Raw genomic sequence first — 24,109 nt, forward strand, 5'->3', positions numbered from 1 at the left:
GACGTTGCGGGTCCAGCTGACGTGGGCTGCGGTGCGTGGGTCGGGGGAGAGGCGTTGGAGGCGTCGACCCGGCGGGCGTCGGCGGGGTCGGCGTCGACGAGTTGGTAGCCGTAGGGTGGTCGTCCGCCGAGGTATCGGCCTTGCTGGGTGGCTTGGTTGTGCATGGCCGCCAGGATGCGTGGCAGGCGCGGAGGACTTCGCGTTGAGATTGAGTTGCCAGCAGCGACATCAGTGCCCGGTGATCACGGTCGCCGAGGTCGGCTGGGTCGTCTGTTTCGGGTAGCCAGAGCTGGATGCCGTGCTCGGTAACCGGCACGCGTGTGAGACGGCCTCAAGACCGCCGAGCAACAACGCATCCTCACCACCAACGTCCGACATCGCCGGTGACCACTTCTCCGTCTCGGAGGCCAACCGGATGGCCGGCTCGTGCTACCTGTTCCTCGGGCTCAGCAAGCTGGCAGAAAAGCCGCTGGCCGCCGCGGCTGACGCAGTGACCGGGAAAAAGTCGTCGGTCGGGGTTGGCCTTGACGACTCCGGCTGATCGCCAGACGTCGAGTGCGGCTTAGGCCGCGCGCCGCTTGGTCGGCGCCGTTAAACGAGGGGATGTGGCCGGCGGCGCCGGGCGGGGTCACGGCTTCGGTGTCGTCGAGGATGCGCCAGACTCGGTCGCGGACGGCGCGCTTCTCCTCGTCGATCTGTACGTCTCAGTTGTACCGCGCGAGTCGGCGTCTACGCCCCAGACATCGGAGAGAACAGTCGCTCGACGGCAGTCTCGACCGCGGCGTGGTCGCGCCATGGGCGGAGTTCCTGGCCAGCTGTGAACGCCACGTTGAGGCCACCACAGCCGCGGGTGACTTCGAGCTCGTCGATCGCGCGGTGCAGTGCGTCGACGGCACCATCGACTTCGCCTTGCCGGAGACGGGCCAGCGAGAGGTTGCCGAGCACGATCGCTTGCGAATGGCGTTGGCCTCGGCGACGTGCAGGAGCGCGAGTCCGCTCGGCGCGGGGCTGACGGGTTCGGCGAGGGAATCTGCTGCCTGCGCGACGGCCAAGCCCGCGGCGGCGTCCTTGTTCTTGCCTGTGCACTGCGAAAGTCGCGCTGGGTGAACGCGGCACACCTTGGTGGGAACACCACTCTGCCGACCGGCGGCAACGCTGGCGCCACGGGCTCGACGAGCGCGAGCCCACGGCGACGGTGGCCTCGCCGTCCTCATGATCACCACTCGCGGTGCGCGGCGGTGCGAGGCCGCCGACCCGCAGAGCGGCCGGTGACCATCGTGCCCGCCGGACACGAGCCGGGACGGAGAACGAGACCGTGTCTTCATGGTCGGCCGTGTTCGAGCCAGGGGACGAGGTGGTTGAGCAGGGCGAGCCGCCCGCGGTTGGGGACGGAGTGGAGCGGGTGTCCCGCGATGCCCCAGCTCGTCAGCAGTGTGGTCGCGGCGGCCCAGCCGGTGGCCGCGGCCCGTTCCATCAACGCGACCGGCAGATCGATCCGGATCCCGTCGCCCGCCAGCACCAGTCCCGGGGTGGTCGTGGTGACGGTCGGACGGTTCGCGAAGCTGCCGATCCCGAACAGCGGACAGTCCTCCCGCCAGAGGGTGATCTCGCCGACCGCACGGGCGGTGGCGATTTCCGGGTAGATCCCGCGGAGCTGTTCGTCCATCTGCTTCGACAGGGCGTCGACGTCGGTCGTGGTGGCGGCGTAGGCGTGCAGTTCCACGACGGAACCGCCGGTTTTCCGCGCCCAGCATCGTGCTTCGCTCTCGTAGCGGTCGAGGACGCTGATGTTGTCCACCGACTGGATGCCGCCCGTGCCCAGGAACGGTGGCCGTCCCGCAGCCACCGCGCGGTCGAGCCACAGCCTGCGGACGAGAAAACCAGGCGCGGCGCGGAGCCCGGTGACCTTCCTCCGCCAGGCGTCGGTGCCGAGGCGCGGCGACGCCTCGACCAGCGACTGCAGGCCGCCCACCTCGCACGCCAGCACGACGGCGTCGAATTCCTCTTCTGCCCCTGCAGTGACGCGGAAAAAGCCGCGGGACTTGTCGATGTTTTCGACGTTCGTTCGGAGATGGATCGCCACGTCTCGGGCGGTCAGGTATTCGGCCAAGGGCGTCCACAGCGACTGGGGAAACGGGTCGGCCGGCACGTCGAAGAGCAGGCCTTCGCTCGACCCCAGGAAGTACAGGTGGAACATCACGGCAAGTTCCGCCGCGGACAACTCGCGCGGATCGGCGAAGAAGCTTCGCGAGAACACTGCGAACGCCAGGTGCCGGGCCGCTTCGGGGAATTTGATGCGCTCGAGGAAGGCCGCGGCTCCGACGTGGTCGAGCCGCTGGTAAATGCCGGGCACGTCGACGGTCGCCAACGGCAACGCGGCGCGTCCGTCGAGGGCGAGCAGATCCCGGAGCCGGAAAGTGGGGCTGCGCAAGGCGAACGCGAGCGCGTTCAGCAGGGGGGTGGTGGGCAGACCGTGGAAGGTGTCAGTTCGTCCTCCGGCGTCGAGCAACGGGTAGTCCTCGAGCGGGGTGAGCCGTTCGAACCCGGGGTCCGTGCGGCTCAGCAGCGCTCGCAGGTTGTAGTACTGCCGGAAAAAGGCGTGAAAACCGCGGCTCATCGTGACGCCGGTGCCGTCGGGCAGCCGGGTCGGCCAGCCACCGGCGCGGCCGCCGAGGTGCGCTTCGCGCTCATACAGCGTCACCTCGGCTCCGCGTTCGGCCAGTCCGGTCGCCGCGGTGAGGCCTGCGATGCCGGCACCGACGACAGCGACGCGGGGCCGCCGGTCGAGCTTGCCGGCGGAGTCGAGCCCACCCGGGGCCGGGTGGACCACAAGCCGGCGATCACGGCCGAGGGGTGCGCTCACGGGATCTCCCCGGGCCGGATGCCGACGACGGTGTGCACGATCCCGCGCTGCCAGCCGGGCACGGTCGCGCAGCGGGGCGCGGTGAAGCCGGCGGCGGCGACGCGGGTGGTCAGTGCGCTGATGCCCTCGAATCGCAGGACGCTCCTCCGGAGGTGCCGGTAGAGCGTCGCGTCGCCGGTGGTGATCTTCCCCAGCGGGATGATGATCGTGGCGCACACGCAGTTCCAGACGATCCTGGCCCGTCGGGAGTCGGCGACGGAGTACTCGTGCAGCGCGATCGGCGCGCCTGGACGCAGCAGCGCGCGCAAGGTGCCGAGCTGGGTGTCCGGCTCGGCGAGATTGCGGATCAGGTAGGCCGCGAGGACCGCGTCGAACGGCCCGGTGATTCCCGAGCGTCCGAGGTTTTCGATCGTGCTGTGCACGAATCGCACGTTCGGCGGCCAGTCTTTGCGCCGCGCCTGTGCCAGCATCGCCGCCGACCCGTCGAACGCGGTGATCTCGGCTTCCGGCAGCACGTGGAGCAGGGCCGCGGTGGATGCGCCGGTGCCGCACCCGGCGTCGAGCACCCGCAAGCCCGCGCCGTCACCGGTGAGGCCGAGGCGCCGGGCGGATAGTCGGAGGTGGTCGTGGTAGCCAGGATTGGCACCGACGAGCCGGTCGTAGAACGCGGCCTCGGTGTCGAACGCCCCCGGCACCCGCGCACGGGGCAGGCCGTCTTTGGCGAGCCGGTTCACTCGGGGTCCTCCTTCTGCGCGGCGCGCTCCCACAGGAGCAGGACGGCCGTCACCAGTGCGTACCCGAAGAGGAAGTCCTCGATCGGGATGTCCCAGGGGAAGCGGAGCCCGGAGATGTGTTCGGGGGCGTATCGCACGATCGCGCGGGAGGTCTTGGTCAGCCATCCGTCCACCGGGATCTGGAAGCCGGTCACGACGGCGATGGTGATCCAGTAGCCGGGCTTGCGGAACAGGCCGGTCCGCAGGGCCAGCAGCTCCAGTGCGACGACCGCGAGCACCGCGGCGACCGCGGGCACGGTGTAGCCCCAGGGGATCATCGCCGCATCCGCCGCGCGGCGCGGTGCCGCAACGCCGTCAGCGTCAGGCCCACCGCCTCATAGGTCAGGACGCCGCAGATCGGGATGACGACGAAGAACAGAACCTCTTCGAGCGGGATGCCGAATGGTGCCCGGATCCCGGTGAGGCTCTCGGGCGCGTAGTCCCACACCCCGCCCGCGATGGCGAGGGCGTCCCACACCAGGAACACGAGTGCCACGGGCACTACTGCGCGGGCCAGCCGGCGCGGGCGGCGGTACACCCGGGCTCCCGCCAGTTCGAGCGGCAACGTGACCAGGACGCATGCACCGAGCACGGCCAGGTATTCCAGCTTACCCACGGTCACGCTCCCGCGGGCGGTAGCGGCGAAGAGTTTCGCAGCTGCAGCCACTGGGCTCGGCCGAGCGCGCCGGCCGCGACCGCCAGCCGACGCCGGCGCGGCACTACCGCCCGGTGGGCGAAGACGTTGTACCCCGCGCGCTCGATGCGGTCGAGGATCTCCGCGTAGAGCCGGGAAGCGGTGGCCACGCAGGCCCTGGACACCGGATGCAGCATGGCGATCCCCGGCCGCGCCCGGTCGTAGAGGGTCCGGGTGACGGCGATCTGGGCCGCGAGGGCCTCCCGCACCCGCCGGTCCACGAGGCCGCGGTCGGCGCACCAGCCCAGCCGGTCGCGGTCCACACCGAACGCGGCGAGCTCGTCGGCCGGGAGGTAGACGCGGTCGCGGGCGAGGTCCTCGCCGACGTCGCGCAGGAAATTGGTGAGCTGGAACGCTTTACCCAGCGCCGCGGCGTGTGGCGCCGCCTCGTCGCGGCCGGTGACGGTGCCGAGCACGGGCAGCACCTGCAGGCCGATGACCTCCGCCGAGCCGTGCACGTACTCGTCGAGCGCCGACCGCCGCGGGTAGTCGGTCACCGTGAGGTCCATCCGCATCGATCGGAAGAACGCGCGGAAATGCCGGTTCGCGATCTCGTAGCGAGCGGAGGTGTCGATGACGGACGCGAACAGCGGATCGTCGCTGTGACCGGCGGCAAGTGCCGAGAAGAACCTTTGTTCGACCGTGTCGAGTTCCGCGGTGATGGTGGCGGGGGTGGCTCCCGCGGCCGGCTCGTCGACGATGTCGTCCAGCCACCGCGCGAACCCGTACAAGGCGTGGACGGGAGGGCGCTGGGGCGGAGACAGCAATCTGGTCGCGAGAAAGTAGGTGCGGCCGTGGCGCGCGTTGAGCGTCCGGCATCGCTGGTAGGCCGACCGCAGGGCCGGGTCGTGGATGCCGGCGGCGTCGAGTTCCTTGCGGGTCATCGCGGGTCCTCCGCTCCGCGGCGGGGCGCGGACCCGGTGATGCGGTCGGCGGCCAGTCGCCCGGACAGCAGCACGGTCGGCACACCGACGCCGGGTACCGTCCCGGCGCCGGCGAGCACGACATTCTCCGCGCCTCGCGGCAGGTTCCGCGGCCGGAAGGGTCCCGTTTGGCCGAACGAGTGCGCGTAGCTGAACGGCGTGCCCGCGACCATGCCCCGGGCGGCCCAGTCCGCCGGGCTGATCACGTGCGAGACGTCCGCTTCGAGTCCCGGCAGCAGGCGCTTGCGGACTTCGTCGAGCAGCGCCGCCGCGGCCGGGCCGGCTGCGCGGCTCCAGTCGATCGGCCCGCGTTCGAGGTTCGGCGCCGGTGCGAGGATCGAGAACAGGTGCCGGTGTGCCGGGGCCAGCGCCGGGTCGCTCGCGGTGGGCCGGGTGATGAGCAGCGACGGGTCGCTCATCTGCCGTCCCTCCGTGATCAGCTCCCGGAAAGTCGCGGCCCACGCGTCGCCGAAGGAGACGGTGTGGTGCCCGACGTCGGGCCAGTCCCCGGCCGCGCCCACGTGCACGACGAGCGCGGAGGGCCCGGGGGAGAGTCGGAGCGGACGCAGCGGGGCTCGGCCGAGCAGCCGGTAGCTCTCGGGTAGTTCGCCGGTGAGGACGACGGCGTCGCACGGGATCCGGTCTCCCGAGCCGGTCAGCACCGCCGACACCCGTCCGCCGCGCCGTTCGAGCGTGTCAGCCCCTTCGCCGTAGCGGAACCGCACGCCGGCGGACTCGGCGGCCGCGGCGAGCGCCCGGGGCAGGGCGGCGATTCCGCCTTCGGGGAAGTACACGCCGCCGACGGTGTCCATGTAGGCGATCACGGCGTAGAGCGCCAGCGCCCGCATCGGTGATTCACCCGCGTAGAGGGCTTGGAAGGTGAACACGCGGCGCAGTCGCTCGTCGCCGAGGAAGCTGGAGACCTTCGGGTCGAGCCGGCGGAACCCGCCGAGCGCGACCACCCGGGCCAGGTCGCGGGAGACGAGGCCCAGCGGCGAATCGATGTTCGACGCGACGAACCGGTCGAACTCGGCCCGGTAGAGCCGCGTGAGCCACCTCCGCAACCGGCGGTACCCGGCGGCCTCGGCCGGCCCGGCGAAGTCGCGGACCGCTTCGGTCATCTCTTCGGCGTCGGAGTGGACCGGCAACCGGCTCCCGTCGGCAAACCAGGCGGTGTAGGCGGGATCCAGCCGGCGCATCGGCAAGTACGTGGTCATCTCGGCGCTGCCGCCGGCGAAAGTGTCCCGCACGATTTCGGGCATGGTCAGCACGGTGGGCCCGGTGTCGAGGCGGTAGCCGCCCAGCTCCAGCCGGCCGACGCGGCCGCCCGGGCCGGGACCGCGTTCGACGACCGTGACGCGCCGGCCGCGCCCGGCCAGGTGCAAGGCCGCGGAAAGTGCCGAAAGGCCGGCGCCGACGACGACAATTCGATCGGTCCTGCCCGGTACTGTCCTCATCGGACACGCTCCGTGCAGCGTGCCGCGAGCACGGCGAGCGTTTCGGCCATCCGGGCCGGCACGTCCGCACTGTCGATCGCATCCAGGGCTCTTCGCACCTGATTGTCGATCAGCTTCTCCAGCTGGTCCGGCGCACCGGACGCGGTGATGGCGTCGCGCATTGCGACCACGGTGTCGTCGTCGACGGCGTCGCTGCTCAGGAGGCGCTCGAGCTCTCGCCGAAGCGTGGTGTCGGCCATCGTGACCGCGAGCGCGACGACGCTGGAGGCCTTCCGGTCGCGCAGGTCCTGTCCCACGGGCTTGCCGGTCACATCCGGGTCGCCGAAGACGCCCAGGACATCGTCGCGGAACTGGAAAGCCTCGCCGACCAGTCCGCCATAAACACCGAGGGCACGGGAGACCCGGGCGTCGCAGCCGGCCAGCGCGGCGCCGAGCTCCAAAGGCCGCCGGACGGTGTAGTTGCCGGACTTGCGGCGGAGTACGTCCAGAACCGCCTCCCAGCTCGGCACGGTTCGGGCGTCGTTCACCAAGTCGGCGAGCTGTCCGGTGGCCAGTTCCGAGCGCATGGCGTCGTAGAGCGGCCACCCGCGCGACAAAGTTGCGGCCGGTAGCCCGCTTTCGCGCAGCATCTGTTCGGACCAGACCAGGAACAAGTCGCCGGACAGGATCGCCGCGGACTCGCCGAAACGGGCCGGTGAACCACTCCAGCCGTGGTCCTGGTGCCAGCGGGCGAACTGCGTGTGCAGCGCCGGTCTGCCGCGGCGCAGATCCGCAGCGTCCATGACGTCGTCCTGAGCAAGGGCGAAGCAGTGCAGTAGCTCGAGACTGGCGACCGCCCGCACGGCGGCGTCATCTTCCGGCGCGCCGCAGCACCAGCCGACGTAGGCGAACATCGACCGGAGAAACTTGCCACCGCGTACGAACTCCGGCAGCGCTGTGACGGCGAGCGTGCCTTCACACCGGCCGGTGAACTGCTCGTCGCAGCGGCTGGCGACGAACTCACCTACGTTGGCGGAAAGTCCCTCACCGAGCGCGGTCAGCCAATCGCGGGGACCGGCCGCTGCCGGGATGACGCTCTCCGCCGTGGTCGCCATCCAGTTCCTCTCCGTGTCGGCCGGTCTGTTCACGCGGAAGTTCGCCGGCTCCCGTCGGGACCGGTTACCCCGGGCGCGGCCGGGTATGCGTATCGGGGCGACCGACTTCGAAGACGGCCCGCAGCGGATGCGGGGCGCAGACAGGAGCGTGGTGCATGAGGTTCAGGCATCGGCTCGACCGGCGGTGGCCGGAGGGCTGGCCGATCCGTCCTTTCGGGGAGCCACGGTGGGCCGCGCAGCGACCGACGTTCGCCGAATGCAGTCCGGCTGTGATCGACGCCGCCGTGGAACGGGCCGAGGCCCGGCCGTCCGGGAACTGGTACGTGCTGGCCGCGAGCCGTCAGGTCCGGCCGGATCGGCCCTTCGGCCGGCGCATCGGCGGCCGGGAACTGGTCGCCTGGCGTACTCGCTCCGGCGACGTACGGGCTGGGCCGGGAACGTGCCCCCACCTCGGTGCGCCGCTGGCCGAGGCCCGGCTCGACTGCGATGAGCTGGTGTGCCGCTGGCACGGCCTGCGGGTCGGCGACCGGCGACGGGCGGGCTGGTCGCCGCTCCCGGTTTTCGACGACGGTGTGCTGGTCTGGGCACGGCTGGATCAGCTTGGCGGCGAACCGCCGACCGCGCAGCCCGCCGTCCCGGCCCGGCCCCGGCAGAGCGGCAGCGTGGACGCGGTGGCGACCGTGACAGGCGCGTGCGAGCCGGCCGACGTCGTCGCGAACCGCCTCGATCCATGGCACGGCGCCTGGTTCCACCCGTACTCGTTCGCTCGGCTCAAGGTGCTCGAAGCACCCCTCGGCACAGACGTCGACGACCGGTTCCTCGTCGAGGTGACCTTCCGGCTGGCGGGGCGATGGGGAGTACCGGTGGTCGCCGAATTCTTCTGCCCCGGCCCGCGCACCGTGGTGATGCGCATCGTCGAAGGTGAAGGAGTGGGCAGTGTGGTCGAGACCCACGCCACCCCGTTGGGCGTCGGCGTGGACGGGCGGCCGAGGACTGCGGTCATCGAAGCGGTTGTCGCGGCTTCCGAGCGGGCCGGGTTCGCGGTCGCGCGCAAGGCCGCCGGTGCGCTTCGCCCGCTGATCCGCCGCACCGCCGAGCGCCTCTGGCGTGACGACCTCGCCTACGCCGAGCGCCGCTACTTGCTGCGCACGACCGATCCTGTCCGGGGGACTCCTGCCCGATCCTCGGAAGCCGGGGATGACTGAGTCGAATACCACCAAGCCCGATGGTCGTTTCACGCCGCGTTCTTGCGCCCGATCGGCTCAGCAACACCCGCTGGAGCCGCAGAGTCGGACTTGCCTGCCTTGGTTTCGAGCGACCGGAGCGACCGGACGTGCTGGCACGGCCGCCTTCGGTGGGCGCATCGGAGGCGCGCGGCGGGGGAGGACGCACTTCGCGAGCTGCGGACCCGTACAGTTCGATGATCTTGCTGCTCTGCAAGATGGAGACCAGGAATCCTTTGATCAGCACGGCACACAGCCGGTTCAAACCCTCGTCCAGCAGTATCAGGCCCGTCGCGTGGGAAAGCCGGAGGTGACCCTCGCCCGAGTGCCCGTACTCGGAGCCGAAGTGGACGAGGACGCCGCCCACGGCGAGCCCGGCGCACCAGCTCCTCGGCAGATAGTCCACTTCGGACTCTCGGGAACGCGTAGAAGGCGCGACATGGCACCTCGACCTCGGCCCCTGGCAGTCCGGAAAGCCGTTGCACCACACGGTCGCGACGTTCCCGGTGAGCGATGACCAGGCCCGCAGCGAACGCGCCGCAACGGCAGCGCGGCGTCCTGCACTACGGTGGGCTGTGCTGGTTGTTCGAGGGTGGGCGTGCCACTTGCCCGGAGGAGCTCCGGTACAAGAGCCTGGATGTTGTCGTGGAGCCGAGGTTGGTCGTGGCGCCGCGTGAGAGATTCAAGCCGGGCTGGAATCGGACGGTCCCGCGTCATGGATGAGCGTTCCGCGATGGGGCTGATCGAGAGGGCGCACGCCGAGACCTCGCGACGGGCGTCGGCGTTGGCGCGGCAGTGGGACGAGATTGTGGCGGCCTCGGAATTCACCAGTGGCGACGACGAACACGACCCGGAAGGCGCTACCATCGCCTTCGAACGAGCGCAGGTCCAGGCACTGCTGAGACATGCCCAAGATGAACTCGTGGCACTCGGCCACGCCGCCGAGCGGGTGCACGCGGGCGTCTACGGGACCTGCGAACGCTGCGGCGGCCCGATCTCCGAAGGCCGGCTCGCCGCGCTGCCGGCGACGCGGACCTGCATCGCCTGCGCGAACCGAATGTGACGCAACCACTCCACGGCAACGCAACGCGTCAAGACCCGTTCCTTCGCGTTGAACCACCACCTCGCTCGGCGGTTCAAGGTCGGCCGGGTCGTCCTCGCGGGCGACACTCGTGTCCGCCGGTCGGGGGCCAGGGCGGGAGCCTCGCCGTGCAGGACGGGTACGAGCTCGCGTGGCGGCTGGCCCTGGTGACCGACGGCCGGGCCGGAGCCCGGCGCCGCCGGACGCCTGGGTGGTCGAACGCCGGTCGATCGTCGACATCACCCTCGACATCGTGACCAGCCCCGGGCATCAAAGTGCCCTGTCGGCACGCGAGCGCTCCGGCGGCCATCAGTTCCTGCAGGCTGCGCACTTCGAAGGAGGTCAAAAAGAGCTCCGCGCCGCTGCCTTCGAATTCTGATGAATCCGCGGTACCCAAGCTTTTCCGGGCGATCGCTGGGGGCGGACTGGGAAGTCTTCTGCCGACCACCGACACCGGACGTCCGGTGTACCGGAGCCGTTCACGTCGCCGCCACGAGGTCGGCACCTGGGTGCGGCACGCTCGCCGAGGTTTGAGCGACAGAACGGACGAGACGGACAGATGACGACGTTTTCTCTGGATCGGCGGCGGTTCCTGACGCTGGCCGGTGGCACGGTCGGTGCGGTGGCGCTGGGGGCGGGGCAGCTCGCGGAAGCGGCGGAGCTGGACCCCGCGCCGTTCACTCTGGGGGTGGCTTCCGGCGAGCCCGACCACACGAGCGTGGTGCTGTGGACGCGGCTCGCGCCGGACCCCCTGGACGCGGCGACCGGCGGAATGCCGGCCGAGCCCGTGCAGGTGACGTGGGAGCTGGCGCGCGACGAAGGGTTCCGCCACGTGATCGCGCGCGGGGCGGTCACCGCGGTGCCCGAGTCGGCGCACACCGCGCACGTGCTGGCGACAGACCTGGCGCCGGATCGGTGGTACTGGTACCGCTTCACGGCTGACGGCGTCCGCAGCCGTACCGGCCGCACGCGCACGCTGCCGGCGCCCGGGGCGAAGCCGGACGTGATGCGGTTCGCGTTCGTGTCGTGCCAGTCGTGGGCGGGCGGGCCGTACCCGGCCTACCGCGACCTGGCCGGGCAGGACCTCGACTTCGTCGTGCACCTCGGCGACTACATCTACGAGACCACCAAGGGCGGCCTCGACGAGTTCCGTCGGCTGCACGCGCTGTACAAGACCTCCCCGGACCTGCGCGCGGCACACGCGAGGTTCCCGTTCTTCCTCACCTGGGACGACCACGAGGTGCAGAACAACTACGCCGGCGACGTCGCGGGCGGCGCCGGGGACGGCCGGCCGTTTCTGGAGCGGCGCGCCAACGGTTACCAGGCGTACTACGAGCACCTGCCGATGCGCCCCGAGCAGCAGGCACACGGTCCGGACGCGCTGATGTACCGGCGGATGAGCTTCGGCCGGCTCGCGGAGTTCAGCATCCTCGACACGCGCCAGTATCGCTCCGACCAGGCGCTGGGCGACGGCCGCAAGGAACCGACCGGCGAGGTGTTCGACCCGGCGCGCACGCTCACCGGACCCGAGCAGGAGCGCTGGCTGCTCGACGGGCTCGCCGCGTCGAAGGCCACCTGGAACGTGATCGCGCAGCAGACCATCATGGCGCAGTTCGACTACGACCTCGGACCGGGCAAGATCGTCAACCTGGACCAGTGGGACGGCTACCCGCCGGCCCGCGCGCGCATCCTCGACTTCATCGCCCGCGAGCGGCCCGCCAACCCGGTGGTGCTGAGCGGCGACTGGCATACGCACTGGGTGAACGATCTCAAGACCGACTTCGACGACCCGCACTCACGCACGATCGCCACCGAATTCGTGGGCACGTCGATCTCGTCGGGCGCCGGCTGGGACGCCGACGTCCGACTGGGCCTGCCGGCGAACCCGCACGTCAAGTTCTACAACGGCACCTACCGCGGCTACGTGAAGTGCGTGGTCACCCGAGAGAAGTGGCGCAGCGACCTGCGGATCGTGCTCAACGCGAGCGACGCGGCGTCGCCCGCCTACACGATCGCGGCCTACGAGGTGCACGACGGCGTGCCGGGCGCGTATCGCGTCGACGACGGCGACGGCCTGGCCGGGGTGGTCACCGACCGCGCGAACGGCAAGCCGCTGGGCAATGTCGAGGTCGCCGTGCACCGGGAGGACGGGTCGCGCCTCGTCGCCGTCACGACCGACCCGGCCGGCGAGTATGTCGCCTTCGCCCCTGCCGGCGCCTACACCTTGCGCGTCAACGGGGTCGGCTACGACCTGGCGTCCGTGCCGGTGCGGATCGGCGCGACTGGCGGGTCCACAGTGGACTTCCGGCTGACGCGGTCGGTGGCCGGCGCGGCGAAGGGTCGCACGGTGCCCGGCCCGCAGTCGCAGGCCACCGCGTCGGATTTCGTGCTGGCCAACGACCTGCTGGCGCTGGCGATTTCGGCCGGCACCACCGACCCGCAGCTGCCCGGTGTCACGCTGGGCAAGCCGCTCGACCTCGCCGCGCTCGGGCACCTCGACCAGCTCGACTGGATGAACCTGCCCTACGCCTCGGCGGCGCAGCCGCGGGGCGGCAACGCGTGGCAGCAGCTGACCGTGCGGGCCACCGCCGTCGAGCTCATCTCGCCGACCGCGGTCCGGGTGACCGGCGCGAGTACCGCGGTGGCGGGCATCGGCGTGGTGACCACGTTCGGCGTGCGCACGGGCGAGCCGTGGGTGCGCGCGGAGACCGTGTTCACCAACACCGCCGACGCGGCCCGCACGTTCTGGCTCGGCGACGTCCTCGACCACGACGGCACCGGCCAGCGCAGCGGCATCGCCGGCCACGGCACCATCACCGCCTCCGCGCCCGCCGACTTCACCCCCACCGCCCCGTGGCTGGGCATGACCGGCTCCGACCGCCAGACCTACGGCTTGCTCTACGACGAACCGGGCTTCACGGTGTACGCGTGCGGCATCTGGGCCATGACGCAGCGGCAGATCACGCTCGCCCCTGGCGCCGCCTTCACCTTGGGCCGCCGCATCGCCGCCCTCGACAACGGTGGCGCGGCCGATCCGTTCGCGGTGCTCGCCGGTCTCTGATCGCCGGCCAGGGTGGGGCGCCGCAAATTCGGTGCTCCACCCTTGGCCTCTTCCCGGGCGTAACGGCGGCGTGCTGGCCCGGCGACCTCGTGCTCGCCGGGCCGTCGGCGCGGGTTCCGGCACGGTCATGCTCGTCCTCGCGGGGACGGCTGGCGCTGGGCGAGTCTGACTCGGTTCACCCGGCGTAACGCGTCGACCAGGATTGCCGGTGAGGTGGTGAAGCAGAAGCGCCGCCCTGTTCCATACCGGCTGATCGACCGCTATCCCGTGCTCGAGGCGGCACATCTGCCGCCGTTCGTGGGCTCCGGGGTCGACCTGCTCGGCCGCTCCTCGTTCCTGTCGACAACGACCCCCGTGCCATCGCCGCGCCGGGCGTTCGGGTTTCGCCGGTGTGAGTGCGGGCACCCGTCGGCATGATGAGATCGATTTTCCGCGGCCTCGCCGCGGGGGCGGCGGGTACGACGGCGTTGCACGCCGTCACCTACCTGGAAATGGTGCTGAGTGGCAGGCCGGCCAGCCGGACGCCGGAGCAGAGTGTGACCCGGCTGGTCGACTTGGCCGGCATCAGGATCCCCGCTGCGGGGCGGGAAAACCGGGTCTCGGGGGCGGGTGCGTTGCTCGGCATCGTGTCCGGTCTGGTGGTGGGGACGGGTTACGGCGCCATCCGGGCGGCGGGCTGGCGGCCCTCCGCGACGACGGCCGGAGCGGCCACCACCGTGGGCGCCATCGCCGTGTCGGCCGCGCCGATGGCGGCGATCGGGGTGTCGAACCCGCGCAACTGGTCGCTGTCGGACTGGGTGTCCGACGTGGTGCCACACATCGCGTACGGCTGGGTCATGACGGCGGCTTACGCGGCGATGTTCGACCGCGACGAATCCGGTTAGCCCGGGCGGACGGTCCGACCTGGTTCTGTCATCGGCTGCGGAGGAGTTTCCTGAGCCCCGCGACGACGAGGCCGCCGGCCAGCACCCAAGGTTCGGCCACGATGACCGGGTCCAGCAGGTGGTGCTTGACGTCCGCGCGTTTCTTACCGACCCGGGATGAAAAGCCGTGGCGGGAAACTCGCTGCGGAAACCGGTTTCGGTGACGGGTTGTCCGGGCGGACCGTGGCGAACGAGCAAAGGTGGTGTTCCCACGCGTCGATCCGGTCGGCGGCCAGCAGCAGTGCGCCGCGCGGGCCTCGCTGTACCTGCGGTAAGCCAGTTTGCGCACCGCGCCGGAGAGACCGCGGGGTGGGCCGCGCGGCCGCCAGGCAGCGCCGGCAGGCGCGGTCGGGGACAGCTCCGGGTACAGCGGGCCGAGGTCGAGGAGGATCGGTCCCGCTGCGCAGTCCTCGGCACAGCGCCTCGCCGGCCTGCTTCTCGAGGAGTGGCGATTCAGGCCGCCGCTGGCGTACGACCATCAGTTCGGGGCTACCTGGTCCGCCGGGCACCGTGCCGGGGATCAGCACGGCCGGCCTGCCGGGACGTCGCTACGTACAGTCGTCGTGGCGCTTTCACCACCAGGCCCTGAGCCCCAAGTCAGGGGTTCGTCGGTGCCTCACCGCGTTTCAGGGCGGCAATGGTGGCCCGGATTCTCTCTTCTTCATCGTCAGCGGCTGAGCTCATGCCGGTGACCCGGTCGAGGTGGACGACCAGGAGGGCTTCAAGCCGATTCAGCCATTGGGCGTTCGATTCGCCGGGTCTCTGCTGTACCTGGTCAGCCATGCCCTCAGAGTACGGCTTCGCCGTGACCCGCGAAGCCGCGTGGAAGCCGATCTTGGCTGCGAAATTAGGGTCTTTTTGTTCCGCACGCAAGCGCACGCTACGGAGTGGCGGTAATGTCGCGTTTCGCAGCTGGCTTAATGCACTTGCTCGAACGGCGGCAGTATGCGTCCTTGCTGCAGGTCGAGCGTGCGCGCTCACCAGCACGCGCCGGGCGCCGGGCGGTCCGCACAGGGGCCGAACGCATCCTTGCCGTAACGAAACAGCGCGGACGCATGCTGTAGCGACCGTGCGCAGATTTTCTCGTGATCTTCGGTGCTCTCGTCCTTCTCGCCGGCTGCGGCGGCCAGCCGCCCGCGCCGGCGCCGGTGGCGCCCGCGGTTTCGGCTTCGGCTCCGGCGCGTGCCGGTGGGGTCGGCGGGGCAGCGCTACCTCGACGCGCGCCGTTCGATCGCCCCCCGGCTCGTCGCGCCCCTTGATCACGCGATCCACCATGCGGCGAACGTGTGCGACGACCTCGCGCAGGGCAAGGACCGCGCGACCGTGGTCAAGAACGGGGCTTTGCGCTTCGGTGTGTTGCCGTAGTCGAGCACCAGCGGGGAACAGGGCCGCGGCCGGGTCGGGGTGCAGCCGCGCCGGTGGCGCGGACTCGGGCAGCGGTCGCAGCGTGGAGGTGTGGGTCATGGTCACGACCGTCGCACGCGCGGCTGCCCGTGATCAGCGGTTTCGTGCGGCTTGTGGATAACTCGCGGTTCGCGGTCTTTCGCTGAGCCGCCGGTCATTGGATGGGGGGCGGGGTCGACGCTGGTCAGCAGGAGCGCGGTGAGGAGGATCAGCTGGGGAAGAGGAGGACCAGCTGGGGAAGCAGGGTGCTGCCGGGTTCGATGGCAGGGTGCTGCCGGGTTCGATGGCGGCGTCGAGGAGCGTGGTGGCCGGGGCGGGCTCGCCGGCGAGCAGGTGCGCGATAGCGGTGAAGATCGTCGTGGTGTCGGCCCCCGCGCGCGGTCCGAACCCGGAGAGCGGGCCGTGGAAGAGCTCGGCGAGGGTTTTCTCGGGGTCGCCTGGGGCTGCGAGTAGCGCTGGAACCAGGCCGAGGCGTAGACCAGCAGCGCGACGCTCATGGAGTGGGCTTCGGGGAAGCCGTAGCCGGAGAAGGCGTGGATTTGCTCGAAGACCCGTTTCGCGAGGTCGTCGGACACGCCGTTCGCTTTGGCGCCTTCGAAGAACCGGCCGGCCAGGCGCCGCATCTTCGCGCTGGAGCGTTTCGAGCCCTGGCGCGGCGCAGCTGGTCGGCTTCGGTGGGGGTGAAGGAGGCGACGTCGCGGGCCATCTGCATCACCTGCTCTTGGAACAACGGCACCCCCAAGGTGCGCTCGAGCGCCGGTGCGAGCAGCGGATGTTCGTGTTCCCACGTTTCTTCGCCGCGGCGGCGGCCTCGACATCCGCCCGCGGCCGCAACCCGATGGGCGGCCGATAGCCCTCGCGCTTGTGCGAGCGCGGCGCCTCCTCGGCACCCGGCGGCGTGGCCGGCGCGCCGCGGCCGGAGGCGATCCGCTCCAGCTCCGATCACGGCATCGGGGGTTGTTGAAGGCCATCGGCCGCTCCCACTACGTCTTCGCCGTGGGGAGCCGGCAACAAGGTTCTGTCTCGAACGTGTTCGTATACGTCGTTCTGACGTGAGCTGATCGCAACATGCCCATCTTCACGTTGCTCTTAACGGGTGAGACGGCGACTAGCCAGGGTGGTGGGCGCCGGATGCCGCGAACGCCATACCGCGCGAGGGCATGTCGAGCCCGGTGGCGCCGCGCGGCGCGGCCTACGGTCGTCGCGACGAGGCGAACACGAACAAGCGCAACCGGAATGCCCGCTGCGCTAATTCCGCTGGTGGCGTAACCGATTCGCAGCACGCTGACGCGGATCTACCGTGCCGACATGCACTCACCGATCACAGGCGCAGCCGCCGGCGTGCCGTTCACCGCCCTGCCACCGGCCGGCAACGGCCCCGCGCCGCTGATCGTCACTTGGCACATGCTCGACGCGCTGAGGTCCGACGCCGCGTTCGCCGCCGCATTGCCGATGAACGACCTGCCCGCGTGGCGGGTGTACCTCGGCATGCCGATGTGCGGGGCGCGCATGGTCGACGGCAGCATGGACGCCGGTTTGGAGCTTCTCCGCAAGGACGTCTTGATGGCCGCTCTGTTCCCGTTCGTCCGGCAGGCGACCGAGGAATTCCCCGCCGCGTTGGCGTCGATCCGTGCGCAGTTGCCGGTCGATGATGGCCCGATCGGCGTGCTCGGCGGTTCGCTGGGCGGCGCCGTCGCGAATGGGTGACGGCACAGCGGACTCCGATCGGGCCGGCAGTTGTGGCAGTGACGGGTCCGGGGCGGACACCGATCGGCCCCGGCTCATCCGGCAGTGCACCGCCGTACGACGGTCCGACCGAGCCGTAGACGGCTCGGCACCGCCCGCACCGTGCGGTACGGCATCAATCGGGACGACGGACCCGACGAGCGCGTAGTGGCGGTAACCAACCATGTGCGGGCGACGCTCACGGAGGGGCCAGACGGGGCGCTCTGGGTTGCCGTAGACGGGGCGGATGTCCGGCAGGTGGCTACAAGGATCTCTGCGGCGTGACGTGCTGATCCGTGCGCAGCTGTCCCGAGAGCGATCCGCTAACCAGGGTTAATGGCTTATCGTTTGGCCCCGATGACAGAGAGGCTCTCTCACCCGGTGCGGAACTCTCTGTCATCGGTGTAGATCATTGGCAGCATGAGAAGCGCGACCGGACATCCGCCGAATAGGAAGACCGGTCCGTGTCACGCCGTAACACCCCGCTGTTCGTCGCGTGCTGCCGGCATCGTCTGACCGCGCACGGCGCCGCCGAGATCGGACTGCCTGTCGATCACACGAGGTGGGCGATACCGGAGCCGATGAGGTAGATGCCGAAGCCGGCCGCCACGACGACGATGATGGTGCGGCCGTGTTTTGCCAGCCAGGCGTTCACGGCGGTGACCCAGCGGATCGTCGCCTCCGGCCAGATGGCGTGGGCGACGATCGGTATCTCGATCAGCAGCATGTAGATCACGGCGACGAGGATGATGCTCAGCACTGTCACCACCAGGCTGGCGTGCGCCTTGGCGACGGCATGCAGCGAGGCCACGTACAAAGCTGTCGGCGTGTACATCAACAGACCGATGCTCAGCAACCCGATCACGCCGAACTCGCGGCGTTTTTTGGCGGCCTTGGGTCCGCGCGGCGGCCGGAAGTAGACCACCAGGGCGAAGGTCACCAGCACAATGCCGATGGAGAGGTCGATCCAGGCCGGCACGGTGCGGTGCTTGGTGCTCTCCGCTCCGCTGCTCTGCAACACCAGCACCGAGAGGAAGCCGAAGCCGAGGGTGATGAACACAGCGCCGGCCAGGAAAATCAGCGCCCGCTTTCTGGGTTGCGGGTTGACCAACAGGAATGCCATGAACAGCAAGGCAGGCGGGTAGATCGCCGCACCGAACGCAGCAGGAACAGCTTCGGCCAACATCGCCGTCCGTCACCTCCTCGTGCCCTCGTGCATTGCGACCAGATGGGTTCTTCAGTGACCGCAGGTGACCCGAAGAGGGGGTCGGGTGTGCGCGGAACTACTTCGTGAGGCGGTCGTCGGGCCCGGCGGCAGCCGCGTTCACGTGGTGAGGATCAGGCTCGTTCGTCGGCTGGAATGGTCGTTCCTGTGCGTGATCGCGCCACTGCGGCTACCTACTGCCACCGGTTCCCCCGTCAACCCTCTCGCGATCCTGTGACGCGCCGACCTGAATCGCCGGAAACCTCCGCCGCGGCAACGTCGGTGAGTCAGGCGGCCTCCACGGCCGGCACCGACGGCTATGGGCTCGGTCGGACGTGATCACCGGATCCGCTCGAGAATGTGGTCGCCGACGCGGATGGCGTTCGCCATAGTGGTGAGCGCCGGGTTCACCGCGCTGATGCTGGGGAAGAAGCTGGTGTCCACCACGTAGGTGTTGTCGAGTTCGTGCGCACGGCAATCAGAGTTGAGCACCGACGTCGTGGGATCGGCGCCGAACCGGGCAGTGCCGGCCTGATGGGCGCAACCCGCGATCGGAATGTCGGTCTTCATGTACGCGAATCGGTTGATGAGGTGGTCCGGGTGCATGCCGAGCCCACCGAGCATGGTCTTGAGCTGGTGATATAGGCGTTTCGCGGCGGTCGGGTTACTCGGGGTGTAGGCGAGGGTGACGTTGCCGTCCTTGCCGAGTGTTACGCGATTGTCCTGGCGCGGAAGGTCTTCGGTGGACAGCCAGAAGTCGACGGCGTGTCCAGCGATGTCGCGTAGCGCCCACGTCGGCGCGAGTTTCGTTTCGATGGGCTTCTCACCGCGGAACATCTCCGCCTGTGACTTGCCGATCATCTGGATGTTGCCCATCGGGTAGTCGAATTCGGGCCCGCTGAAGTAGAAGTCGTTGACGCCCAAGGTTTTCTGGAAGACGGTGGGGTTAGGTTCCTTCGACAGCGCGAGCACGGCCTGGCTGTCGTGGTACATGAAGTTGCGGCCGACCTGGTCAGAGCCGTTGGCCAGTCCGTTGGGGTGCTTGTCGTTGGCGGAGGCCAGCAGCAGCTTCGCCGAGTTGACGGCGCCGCAGGCGACAACGACGATGTCGCCCCCGTAGGCGAACGTCTCACCTTCGTGCTCGACCAGCACGCGGGTGACGGCGGTTCCTGCCGCATCGGTTTCGAGCCGGATGACCCGCGCATTCCTGATCAGTGTGACGTTGGCGTGCTCGAGAGCGGGCCGGACGGCGATAACCTCGGCGTCGGATTTGGCGTGCAGCGGGCACGGGAAGCCGTCGCAATCCGGGCAGCGCACGCACGTGCTGAACGGCATGTTCGCCTCGTTGAGCAGAATGCCGCACGGCGCGTGGAAGGGGTGGTAGCCGTTGGCGGCGAGGTCGTCCGACAGCTGCTGGATACGTGGCTCGTGTGACACGGCCGGATACGGGTAGGGCTGGCTCGCGGGTGGCTCTGTCGGGTCCTCGCCGTGCACACCGTGCACCTGGTAGAGCGCTTCGGCGGCGGCGTAATACGGCTCCATGTCCTGGTAGGAGATCGGCCAGGCCGGTGAAACACCGTCGTGGTGCTGCAGCTCGCCGAAATCCTCCTGCCGCATGCGGTAGAGCGCCGCTCCGTACAGCTTGGTCGCGCCGCCGACGAAGTAGTGGACCTGCGGCTGGAAGGACCGGCCGTGGCCGTCGTACCAGGTGTCGGGAGAGATGTAGCGGCCGTCGACGAACACGTCCGTCGTGGACCAGTTCGCGGGCTCTCGTGGCAGCCAGTCACCGCGTTCGAGCAGCAGGATGTTTTTGCCGGAGCTGGCAAGGTGGCGCACGAGTGTGCCGCCGCCGGCCCCGCTCCCGATCACGATGACGTCGTAGTGCCCGGTCATCCTGGACTCCTTCCTAGCCGGATGGGCGCGCCCCGGATCAATCCGATCCTGGATCGGAGGCAGCGTGACCGCTCTGCGGGGCGGTACCCGATGGGGTCGGCGCTACGGGGGCGGCGAACGGTTCTCTGCTGATCCGTTTGTGAAATAGGGGGTAGGGCCAGGCCTGGTAGGCGAGCACGATCGGCAGGGAGATGACCTCGATGAAGGTCAGCACCCTCAGCGCGTATTCGCCAGCCGCGGTATTGGCCGTGGTGAGGCTGTAGGCGGCGTTGGTGCTGGACACCATCACATGCGGGTAGAGCTCGGCGAAGAACGACCCGATGCGGGCAGCGCTCGCGAAGGTTGTCGCCGCGAACGCCCAGCCCTCGGCGTGCTCGTCGACCAGCCATGTGGACGCAATAATCGCGCGCGCCGCGGCGAGCTCGGCCAGACGGAGGAAGAACCCTTTTCGCGCTGTGACCTGGTTCCAGAAGGGGGCGGTCGCTGCTGTTCGTCAAGTGGTAGATCGATGTCATCGCGAACTGCCACTGGGACAGAATTAGCACCATCGTCCCCCCTTCTGATGGGTGTCGCGGGCTGGACGTGCGCTGTCGGCCACCATCGTCGCCAGTACGTCAGGCGGTTGCATCGCCCGAAGCGGGTGATTGGATCTGCCGGTCGCGCCCGGCGGCGTTTCACTCCTCCGGGGTGCGCGGCCGCGCCGGCGCTGTGCTGCCACTCACGCGGGCGATGTGGTCGGCTCCCGCCTCTTTGCTGGCGGGTAACATGGCACGAGGAGGATGCGATGGCGACCGACCGGGTCGACGCGGTGGTGATCTTCGGTGCGACCGGCGATTCGGCCAAGCCGGAAACCTCTCCGGCATTGGTCGGCCTGGTCGACCGCGGCGTGCTGGACGTCCCCGTGGTCGGGGTCGCCAAGAGCGGCTGGGGGCTTGAGCAGTTCCGCGACTACGCGGCAGCGTCGCTACGGCTCACCGGCATTGACCCGGAGGGGCTACCTCGTCTCCCTGGTGAGCACACAAAGAGACGACGAGGGAATGCTCGGGAGCAGATGCGCTCGACCGAGCCCCTCGCCGTAAGGAATTTCACGCAACCCATTTCTGTTCGAGACCGAACCACCGGTGTCGCGGAGCGGTCCTTCGCGAACCTGCCCCACCCCACGCGGCCCTGTCGGGTGGCGTCGTCGAACCGGGGTACGGCACCACCGGCCTGAGTGTCGGCCGGCGCAGCGTTCGGTGGTCCGGCCGCGTCAGTCCCTTCCTCGAACGTCAGGCCGAGCCCCTCGCGCGCGTCAGCGGCACGCTCGTCAGCATCGCCGCGCCGTCTGAGGTCCAGCCCACGAACGCGCGCCTCCTTGCACCCGGGCGAGCGCATACCCCAGTAAGACCAATTACCGTCGGTTACCAAGAGCTGAACAGGAGATCCTTCATGATCGGAATGCGGATCGCCGGTGGCGTCCTGGCCGTTGCCACACTGGCCGGGGCCACGGCCTGCGCTTCCTCGGACCAGCCCGCCGCCACGGTGGCGACGGCCACGACGGCGCCGATGCCCGCTATGTCCACCATGTCCACCGGGGCCGCGCAGTCACCCACCGAATCGCTGACTCCGCTGCTGCAGCAGGCGCTGCCGAATGTGCAGGGCAAGACCTTCACTTCGGCGATCGTCACTTTCCCGCCCGGCGCGCGCGCGGCGTCGCACCGGCACGGCGAGGCGTTCGTCTACGCCTACGTTCTCGAGGGCACCGTGCGCAGCCAGCTCGAAGGCCAACCCGCGAGCACCTTCCACCAGGGCCAGAACTGGTTCGAGCAGCCGGGTGCGCACCACGTCCTCACGGAGAACACCAGCTCGACGCAACCGGCCAGGCTCCTGGTCGTGTTCGTCGCCGATCCTGGAGCCCAGCTCAAGATCGACGACCCGCACTCGTAACCCCGCACCGCCTACGGCGGCCATTCTCAAAGAACAACCCAACCGGCCGGCAAGGCCACGCACAACGAACCGGCGACGCGTCACCCGAGCTGGACGCGCCGACGGCCGCTCGCGTGTTCGTCTGGGGCGGGAGCCAGGCCCTGGCCAACCAGGTGCTGACCGGGCCGCCCGAGCAGGACGAGATCGTCGCGCGCGAGATCGCCCTGATCGAGTGGCACGGCACGTTCCGGCGGCCGGCTACTTGAGCGTGAGCTGGACGTCGTGGTGGCCCGACAGCGCTGCCGGGAGCTTCGGCGGTGCCGGATGACCGTCCACAGTGCACGCCGTGACCCGTGTGCCGGAGCCGTGCAGCGTGATGTCGAGCGTGGCGTCGCGATAGGACAGACCGCGCAGCGTCGCCGTGCCCCAGCCGGCCGGCAGGCACGGGGCGAACCGCAAGCCGTCCGGGGTGAAGGTGAGTCCGAAGAGGCCGGCGAAGACCATGCGGAGGTAGCCGGTCGCGGACCATGCCTGGTCGGGCTGTGACGTGAACTGCTCGAGGTTGCCGGAACCGCCCGTCTGCCAGCCGCCCTGCACGGCTCCGGTTTTGCTGTCGTAGATCTCGTAGAAGTTGCCCTTCGTGGCGGTGACGAGCGACGCGAGGTCGGTGACGGCGCGGCCGAACAGGTCCGCGCGGCGGGCGTACGCCGTGGCGTGGCCGAAGAACGAGTGCACCATCGGCCAGACGACCACGTTGTGCCGCCCTGGTTTCTCGTCGCTGAACCGCGCGAAGTGCGGGTAGCTGTTGACGATCCCGTGCGGTTCCCAGTGCGCGGTCCGCAGCAGTGACGCGACCTGGTTGTCGTCGGCGACGCCGAGCAGGATCGCGAACGCCAGTCCCGCCCCCTCCTGCGACGCGTCGAGCTGCCCGGCGAGCGGGCCGGTGCCGTGGATGAAGTAGCCGTACGTGCCGGCGTCCGCGCGCCAGAAGTGCGTGTTGATCGCGGTGCGCAGCTTCGCGGCGTCGGCTTCGTGCGCACGGCTGTCCTTGTGCAGCGCACGAGCCATGTTCGCCAGCGCGAGAAGAGCGCCGTGGTACAGGCAGTTCGTGCTCAGGCACAGCAGCTCGGCCGACTGCGGGTAGTCGAGCACGAACGACGAGTGGATGCCCGGCTCCCACGGCGGCGCGGGATAGCCGGCGATGCCGTCGTTCATGAAGCTCGGCCCCTTGAACAGGCCACGCGTGGTGTCGTAGCTCTTCGCCTTGCGCTGAGCGAGCGTGGCGACGCCGATTTCGTAGGCGGTGGCGAGGAAATCCGCGTCTCCGGTGACCGTGTGGTGGTGCCACGCGCCCAGCACCCACACGATTTGGTCCCACCACTGGTTGTCCTGCTGGACGATCGGACCTTCGTCCACAACGGACAGCAGCGTGTTCCGCCCGACCGGCGGACCCAGCAGGCTCACGGCGTTCCACGCGTTCACGGCGGCATCGCGCGTCCAGCGCTGCGGTGCGGGATAACCGCCGCCGGCTCGGACGAACGTGCCCGGCGGGTAGCTCAGCAGGCCGGCCTTGTCGTAGGTCGGTGGGTCGGCGTAGGCGGTGTTGATGCCGACGACGTCGGTGAGCGCGTCTTCGTATCGCGCGCCGATGAGGTGCTGGGTGGGTTCGTCGGAGAACTCGAGTGTGGGCAGGGTGTAGACGGTCCGCAGCGCCGGGCGGGGTGGTGGCACCGCGGCGGCCGGTGGTGCCGCGGCGAGCCCGGCGGCTCCCGCCGCGCCGGCCCCGGCCAGGGCGAGGAACCCCCGTCGGCCGACTTTCGCTTCCCCCGTGCGCTCGGACATGCAGGCTCCGTTCCCCGATGATGACATCGTTGTCGGCTGCTGTG

At 69.8% G+C, this 24,109-nt stretch carries 23 protein-coding genes and 2 pseudogenes; 11 read left to right on the forward strand and 14 right to left on the reverse strand.

The genetic code is table 11. The annotated features are described in order from the left end of the window. Positions 1-729: 729 nt before the first annotated feature. From AB0F91_RS41480 to AB0F91_RS41515, 8 genes are all read right to left on the reverse strand, one after another. On the reverse strand, positions 730-945 hold the full coding sequence (locus tag AB0F91_RS41480) for a hypothetical protein (protein WP_360607040.1): 216 nt from the start codon (positions 943-945) through the stop codon (positions 730-732). A gap of 376 nt (positions 946-1,321) precedes the next feature. Beyond that, positions 1,322-2,863 carry an FAD-dependent oxidoreductase gene (locus AB0F91_RS41485; RefSeq protein WP_360607042.1) on the reverse strand — a complete coding sequence of 514 codons (1,542 nt, stop codon included), beginning with the start codon at positions 2,861-2,863 and terminating at the stop codon, positions 1,322-1,324. Then, on the reverse strand, positions 2,860-3,597 hold the full coding sequence (locus AB0F91_RS41490; RefSeq protein WP_360607044.1) for a class I SAM-dependent methyltransferase: 738 nt from the start codon (positions 3,595-3,597) through the stop codon (positions 2,860-2,862). The genes AB0F91_RS41485 and AB0F91_RS41490 overlap by 4 nt, the downstream gene beginning before the upstream one ends. Next, positions 3,594-3,914, reverse strand: coding sequence for a lycopene cyclase domain-containing protein (locus tag AB0F91_RS41495; RefSeq protein WP_360607046.1), 321 nt, complete (start codon positions 3,912-3,914; stop codon positions 3,594-3,596). The genes AB0F91_RS41490 and AB0F91_RS41495 overlap by 4 nt, the downstream gene beginning before the upstream one ends. Then, on the reverse strand, positions 3,911-4,252 hold the full coding sequence (locus tag AB0F91_RS41500) for a lycopene cyclase domain-containing protein (RefSeq protein WP_285967628.1): 342 nt from the start codon (positions 4,250-4,252) through the stop codon (positions 3,911-3,913). Before AB0F91_RS41500 ends, AB0F91_RS41495 begins: the two co-directional genes overlap by 4 nt. Positions 4,253-4,254: 2 nt before the next feature. After that, on the reverse strand, positions 4,255-5,214 hold the full coding sequence (locus tag AB0F91_RS41505) for a phytoene/squalene synthase family protein (RefSeq protein ID WP_360607048.1): 960 nt from the start codon (positions 5,212-5,214) through the stop codon (positions 4,255-4,257). Next, positions 5,211-6,710, reverse strand: a complete 1,500-nt coding sequence (crtI, locus tag AB0F91_RS41510; protein WP_360607050.1) for a phytoene desaturase family protein — start codon at positions 6,708-6,710, stop codon at positions 5,211-5,213. Before crtI ends, AB0F91_RS41505 begins: the two co-directional genes overlap by 4 nt. Beyond that, a complete protein-coding gene (locus AB0F91_RS41515; RefSeq protein ID WP_360607052.1) occupies positions 6,707-7,804 on the reverse strand; it encodes a polyprenyl synthetase family protein in 1,098 nt (365 codons plus the stop codon). Before AB0F91_RS41515 ends, crtI begins: the two co-directional genes overlap by 4 nt. Before the next feature lie 155 nt (positions 7,805-7,959). On the opposite strand from AB0F91_RS41515, the gene AB0F91_RS41520 reads away from it, so the two are divergent. The 6 genes from AB0F91_RS41520 to AB0F91_RS41545 all read left to right on the forward strand — a co-directional run bounded on the left by AB0F91_RS41520 (position 7,960) and on the right by AB0F91_RS41545 (position 14,053). Continuing rightward, positions 7,960-9,009: a DUF5914 domain-containing protein gene (locus AB0F91_RS41520; RefSeq protein ID WP_360607054.1), complete on the forward strand. Its 1,050-nt coding sequence runs from the start codon at positions 7,960-7,962 to the stop codon at positions 9,007-9,009. Between the two features lie 733 nt (positions 9,010-9,742). Beyond that, positions 9,743-10,090, forward strand: a complete 348-nt coding sequence (locus AB0F91_RS41525) for a TraR/DksA C4-type zinc finger protein (RefSeq protein ID WP_360607056.1) — start codon at positions 9,743-9,745, stop codon at positions 10,088-10,090. A 146-nt stretch (positions 10,091-10,236) separates the two neighbouring features. After that, on the forward strand, positions 10,237-10,365 hold the full coding sequence (locus tag AB0F91_RS41530) for a hypothetical protein (RefSeq protein ID WP_360607058.1): 129 nt from the start codon (positions 10,237-10,239) through the stop codon (positions 10,363-10,365). Beyond that, positions 10,320-10,487: a hypothetical protein gene (locus AB0F91_RS41535; RefSeq protein ID WP_360607108.1), complete on the forward strand. Its 168-nt coding sequence runs from the start codon at positions 10,320-10,322 to the stop codon at positions 10,485-10,487. Before AB0F91_RS41530 ends, AB0F91_RS41535 begins: the two co-directional genes overlap by 46 nt. A 180-nt stretch (positions 10,488-10,667) precedes the next feature. Then, positions 10,668-13,169 carry an alkaline phosphatase D family protein gene (locus AB0F91_RS41540; protein ID WP_360607060.1) on the forward strand — a complete coding sequence of 834 codons (2,502 nt, stop codon included), beginning with the start codon at positions 10,668-10,670 and terminating at the stop codon, positions 13,167-13,169. Positions 13,170-13,582: 413 nt separating this feature from the next. After that, positions 13,583-14,053 carry a hypothetical protein gene (locus AB0F91_RS41545; protein ID WP_360607062.1) on the forward strand — a complete coding sequence of 157 codons (471 nt, stop codon included), beginning with the start codon at positions 13,583-13,585 and terminating at the stop codon, positions 14,051-14,053. A gap of 636 nt (positions 14,054-14,689) precedes the next feature. Here AB0F91_RS41545 and AB0F91_RS41550 read toward each other — a convergent pair. Then, positions 14,690-14,971, reverse strand: coding sequence for a hypothetical protein (locus AB0F91_RS41550; protein WP_360607063.1), 282 nt, complete (start codon positions 14,969-14,971; stop codon positions 14,690-14,692). Positions 14,972-15,274: 303 nt separating this feature from the next. On the opposite strand from AB0F91_RS41550, the gene AB0F91_RS41555 reads away from it, so the two are divergent. Continuing rightward, complete coding sequence (locus tag AB0F91_RS41555) at positions 15,275-15,457, forward strand: hypothetical protein (protein WP_360607065.1); 183 nt, start codon at positions 15,275-15,277, stop codon at positions 15,455-15,457. 488 nt (positions 15,458-15,945) lie between these two features. On the opposite strand, the pseudogene AB0F91_RS41560 reads toward AB0F91_RS41555, so the two are convergent. Next, positions 15,946-16,304: pseudogene (locus tag AB0F91_RS41560) on the reverse strand (error-prone DNA polymerase); the annotation flags it as partial. A gap of 500 nt (positions 16,305-16,804) precedes the next feature. On the opposite strand from AB0F91_RS41560, the pseudogene AB0F91_RS41565 reads away from it, so the two are divergent. After that, a pseudogene (locus AB0F91_RS41565) lies at positions 16,805-17,194 on the forward strand (alpha/beta hydrolase); the annotation flags it as partial. 580 nt (positions 17,195-17,774) lie between these two features. On the opposite strand, the gene AB0F91_RS41570 reads toward AB0F91_RS41565, so the two are convergent. The 3 genes from AB0F91_RS41570 to AB0F91_RS41580 all read right to left on the reverse strand — a co-directional run bounded on the left by AB0F91_RS41570 (position 17,775) and on the right by AB0F91_RS41580 (position 20,748). After that, positions 17,775-18,407, reverse strand: coding sequence for a GAP family protein (locus AB0F91_RS41570; RefSeq protein ID WP_360607067.1), 633 nt, complete (start codon positions 18,405-18,407; stop codon positions 17,775-17,777). Between the two features lie 357 nt (positions 18,408-18,764). Continuing rightward, a complete protein-coding gene (locus AB0F91_RS41575; RefSeq protein WP_360607069.1) occupies positions 18,765-20,318 on the reverse strand; it encodes a GMC family oxidoreductase in 1,554 nt (517 codons plus the stop codon). 37 nt (positions 20,319-20,355) lie between these two features. Next, positions 20,356-20,748, reverse strand: coding sequence for a cytochrome d ubiquinol oxidase subunit II (locus AB0F91_RS41580; RefSeq protein WP_360607104.1), 393 nt, complete (start codon positions 20,746-20,748; stop codon positions 20,356-20,358). A 354-nt stretch (positions 20,749-21,102) separates the two neighbouring features. Between AB0F91_RS41580 and AB0F91_RS41585 the strand changes: the two genes are divergently transcribed. The 3 genes from AB0F91_RS41585 (at position 21,103) to AB0F91_RS41595 (ending at position 22,489) form a co-directional block, all read left to right on the forward strand. After that, positions 21,103-21,531, forward strand: coding sequence for a hypothetical protein (locus AB0F91_RS41585; RefSeq protein ID WP_360607071.1), 429 nt, complete (start codon positions 21,103-21,105; stop codon positions 21,529-21,531). Positions 21,532-21,746: 215 nt separating this feature from the next. Beyond that, a complete protein-coding gene (locus AB0F91_RS41590) occupies positions 21,747-22,244 on the forward strand; it encodes a cupin domain-containing protein (protein ID WP_360607073.1) in 498 nt (165 codons plus the stop codon). Between the two features lie 113 nt (positions 22,245-22,357). After that, complete coding sequence (locus AB0F91_RS41595) at positions 22,358-22,489, forward strand: hypothetical protein (protein WP_360607075.1); 132 nt, start codon at positions 22,358-22,360, stop codon at positions 22,487-22,489. Here AB0F91_RS41595 and AB0F91_RS41600 read toward each other — a convergent pair. Next, the gene (locus AB0F91_RS41600) at positions 22,482-24,065 is read right to left on the reverse strand and encodes a glycosyl hydrolase family 65 protein (RefSeq protein WP_360607077.1); all 1,584 of its coding nucleotides are present in this window, start codon (positions 24,063-24,065) and stop codon (positions 22,482-22,484) included. The genes AB0F91_RS41595 and AB0F91_RS41600 overlap by 8 nt on opposite strands. Positions 24,066-24,109 lie beyond the last annotated feature (44 nt).

The organism is Amycolatopsis sp. NPDC023774, from assembly GCF_040639695.1.
Taxonomy (GTDB): domain Bacteria; phylum Actinomycetota; class Actinomycetes; order Mycobacteriales; family Pseudonocardiaceae; genus Amycolatopsis.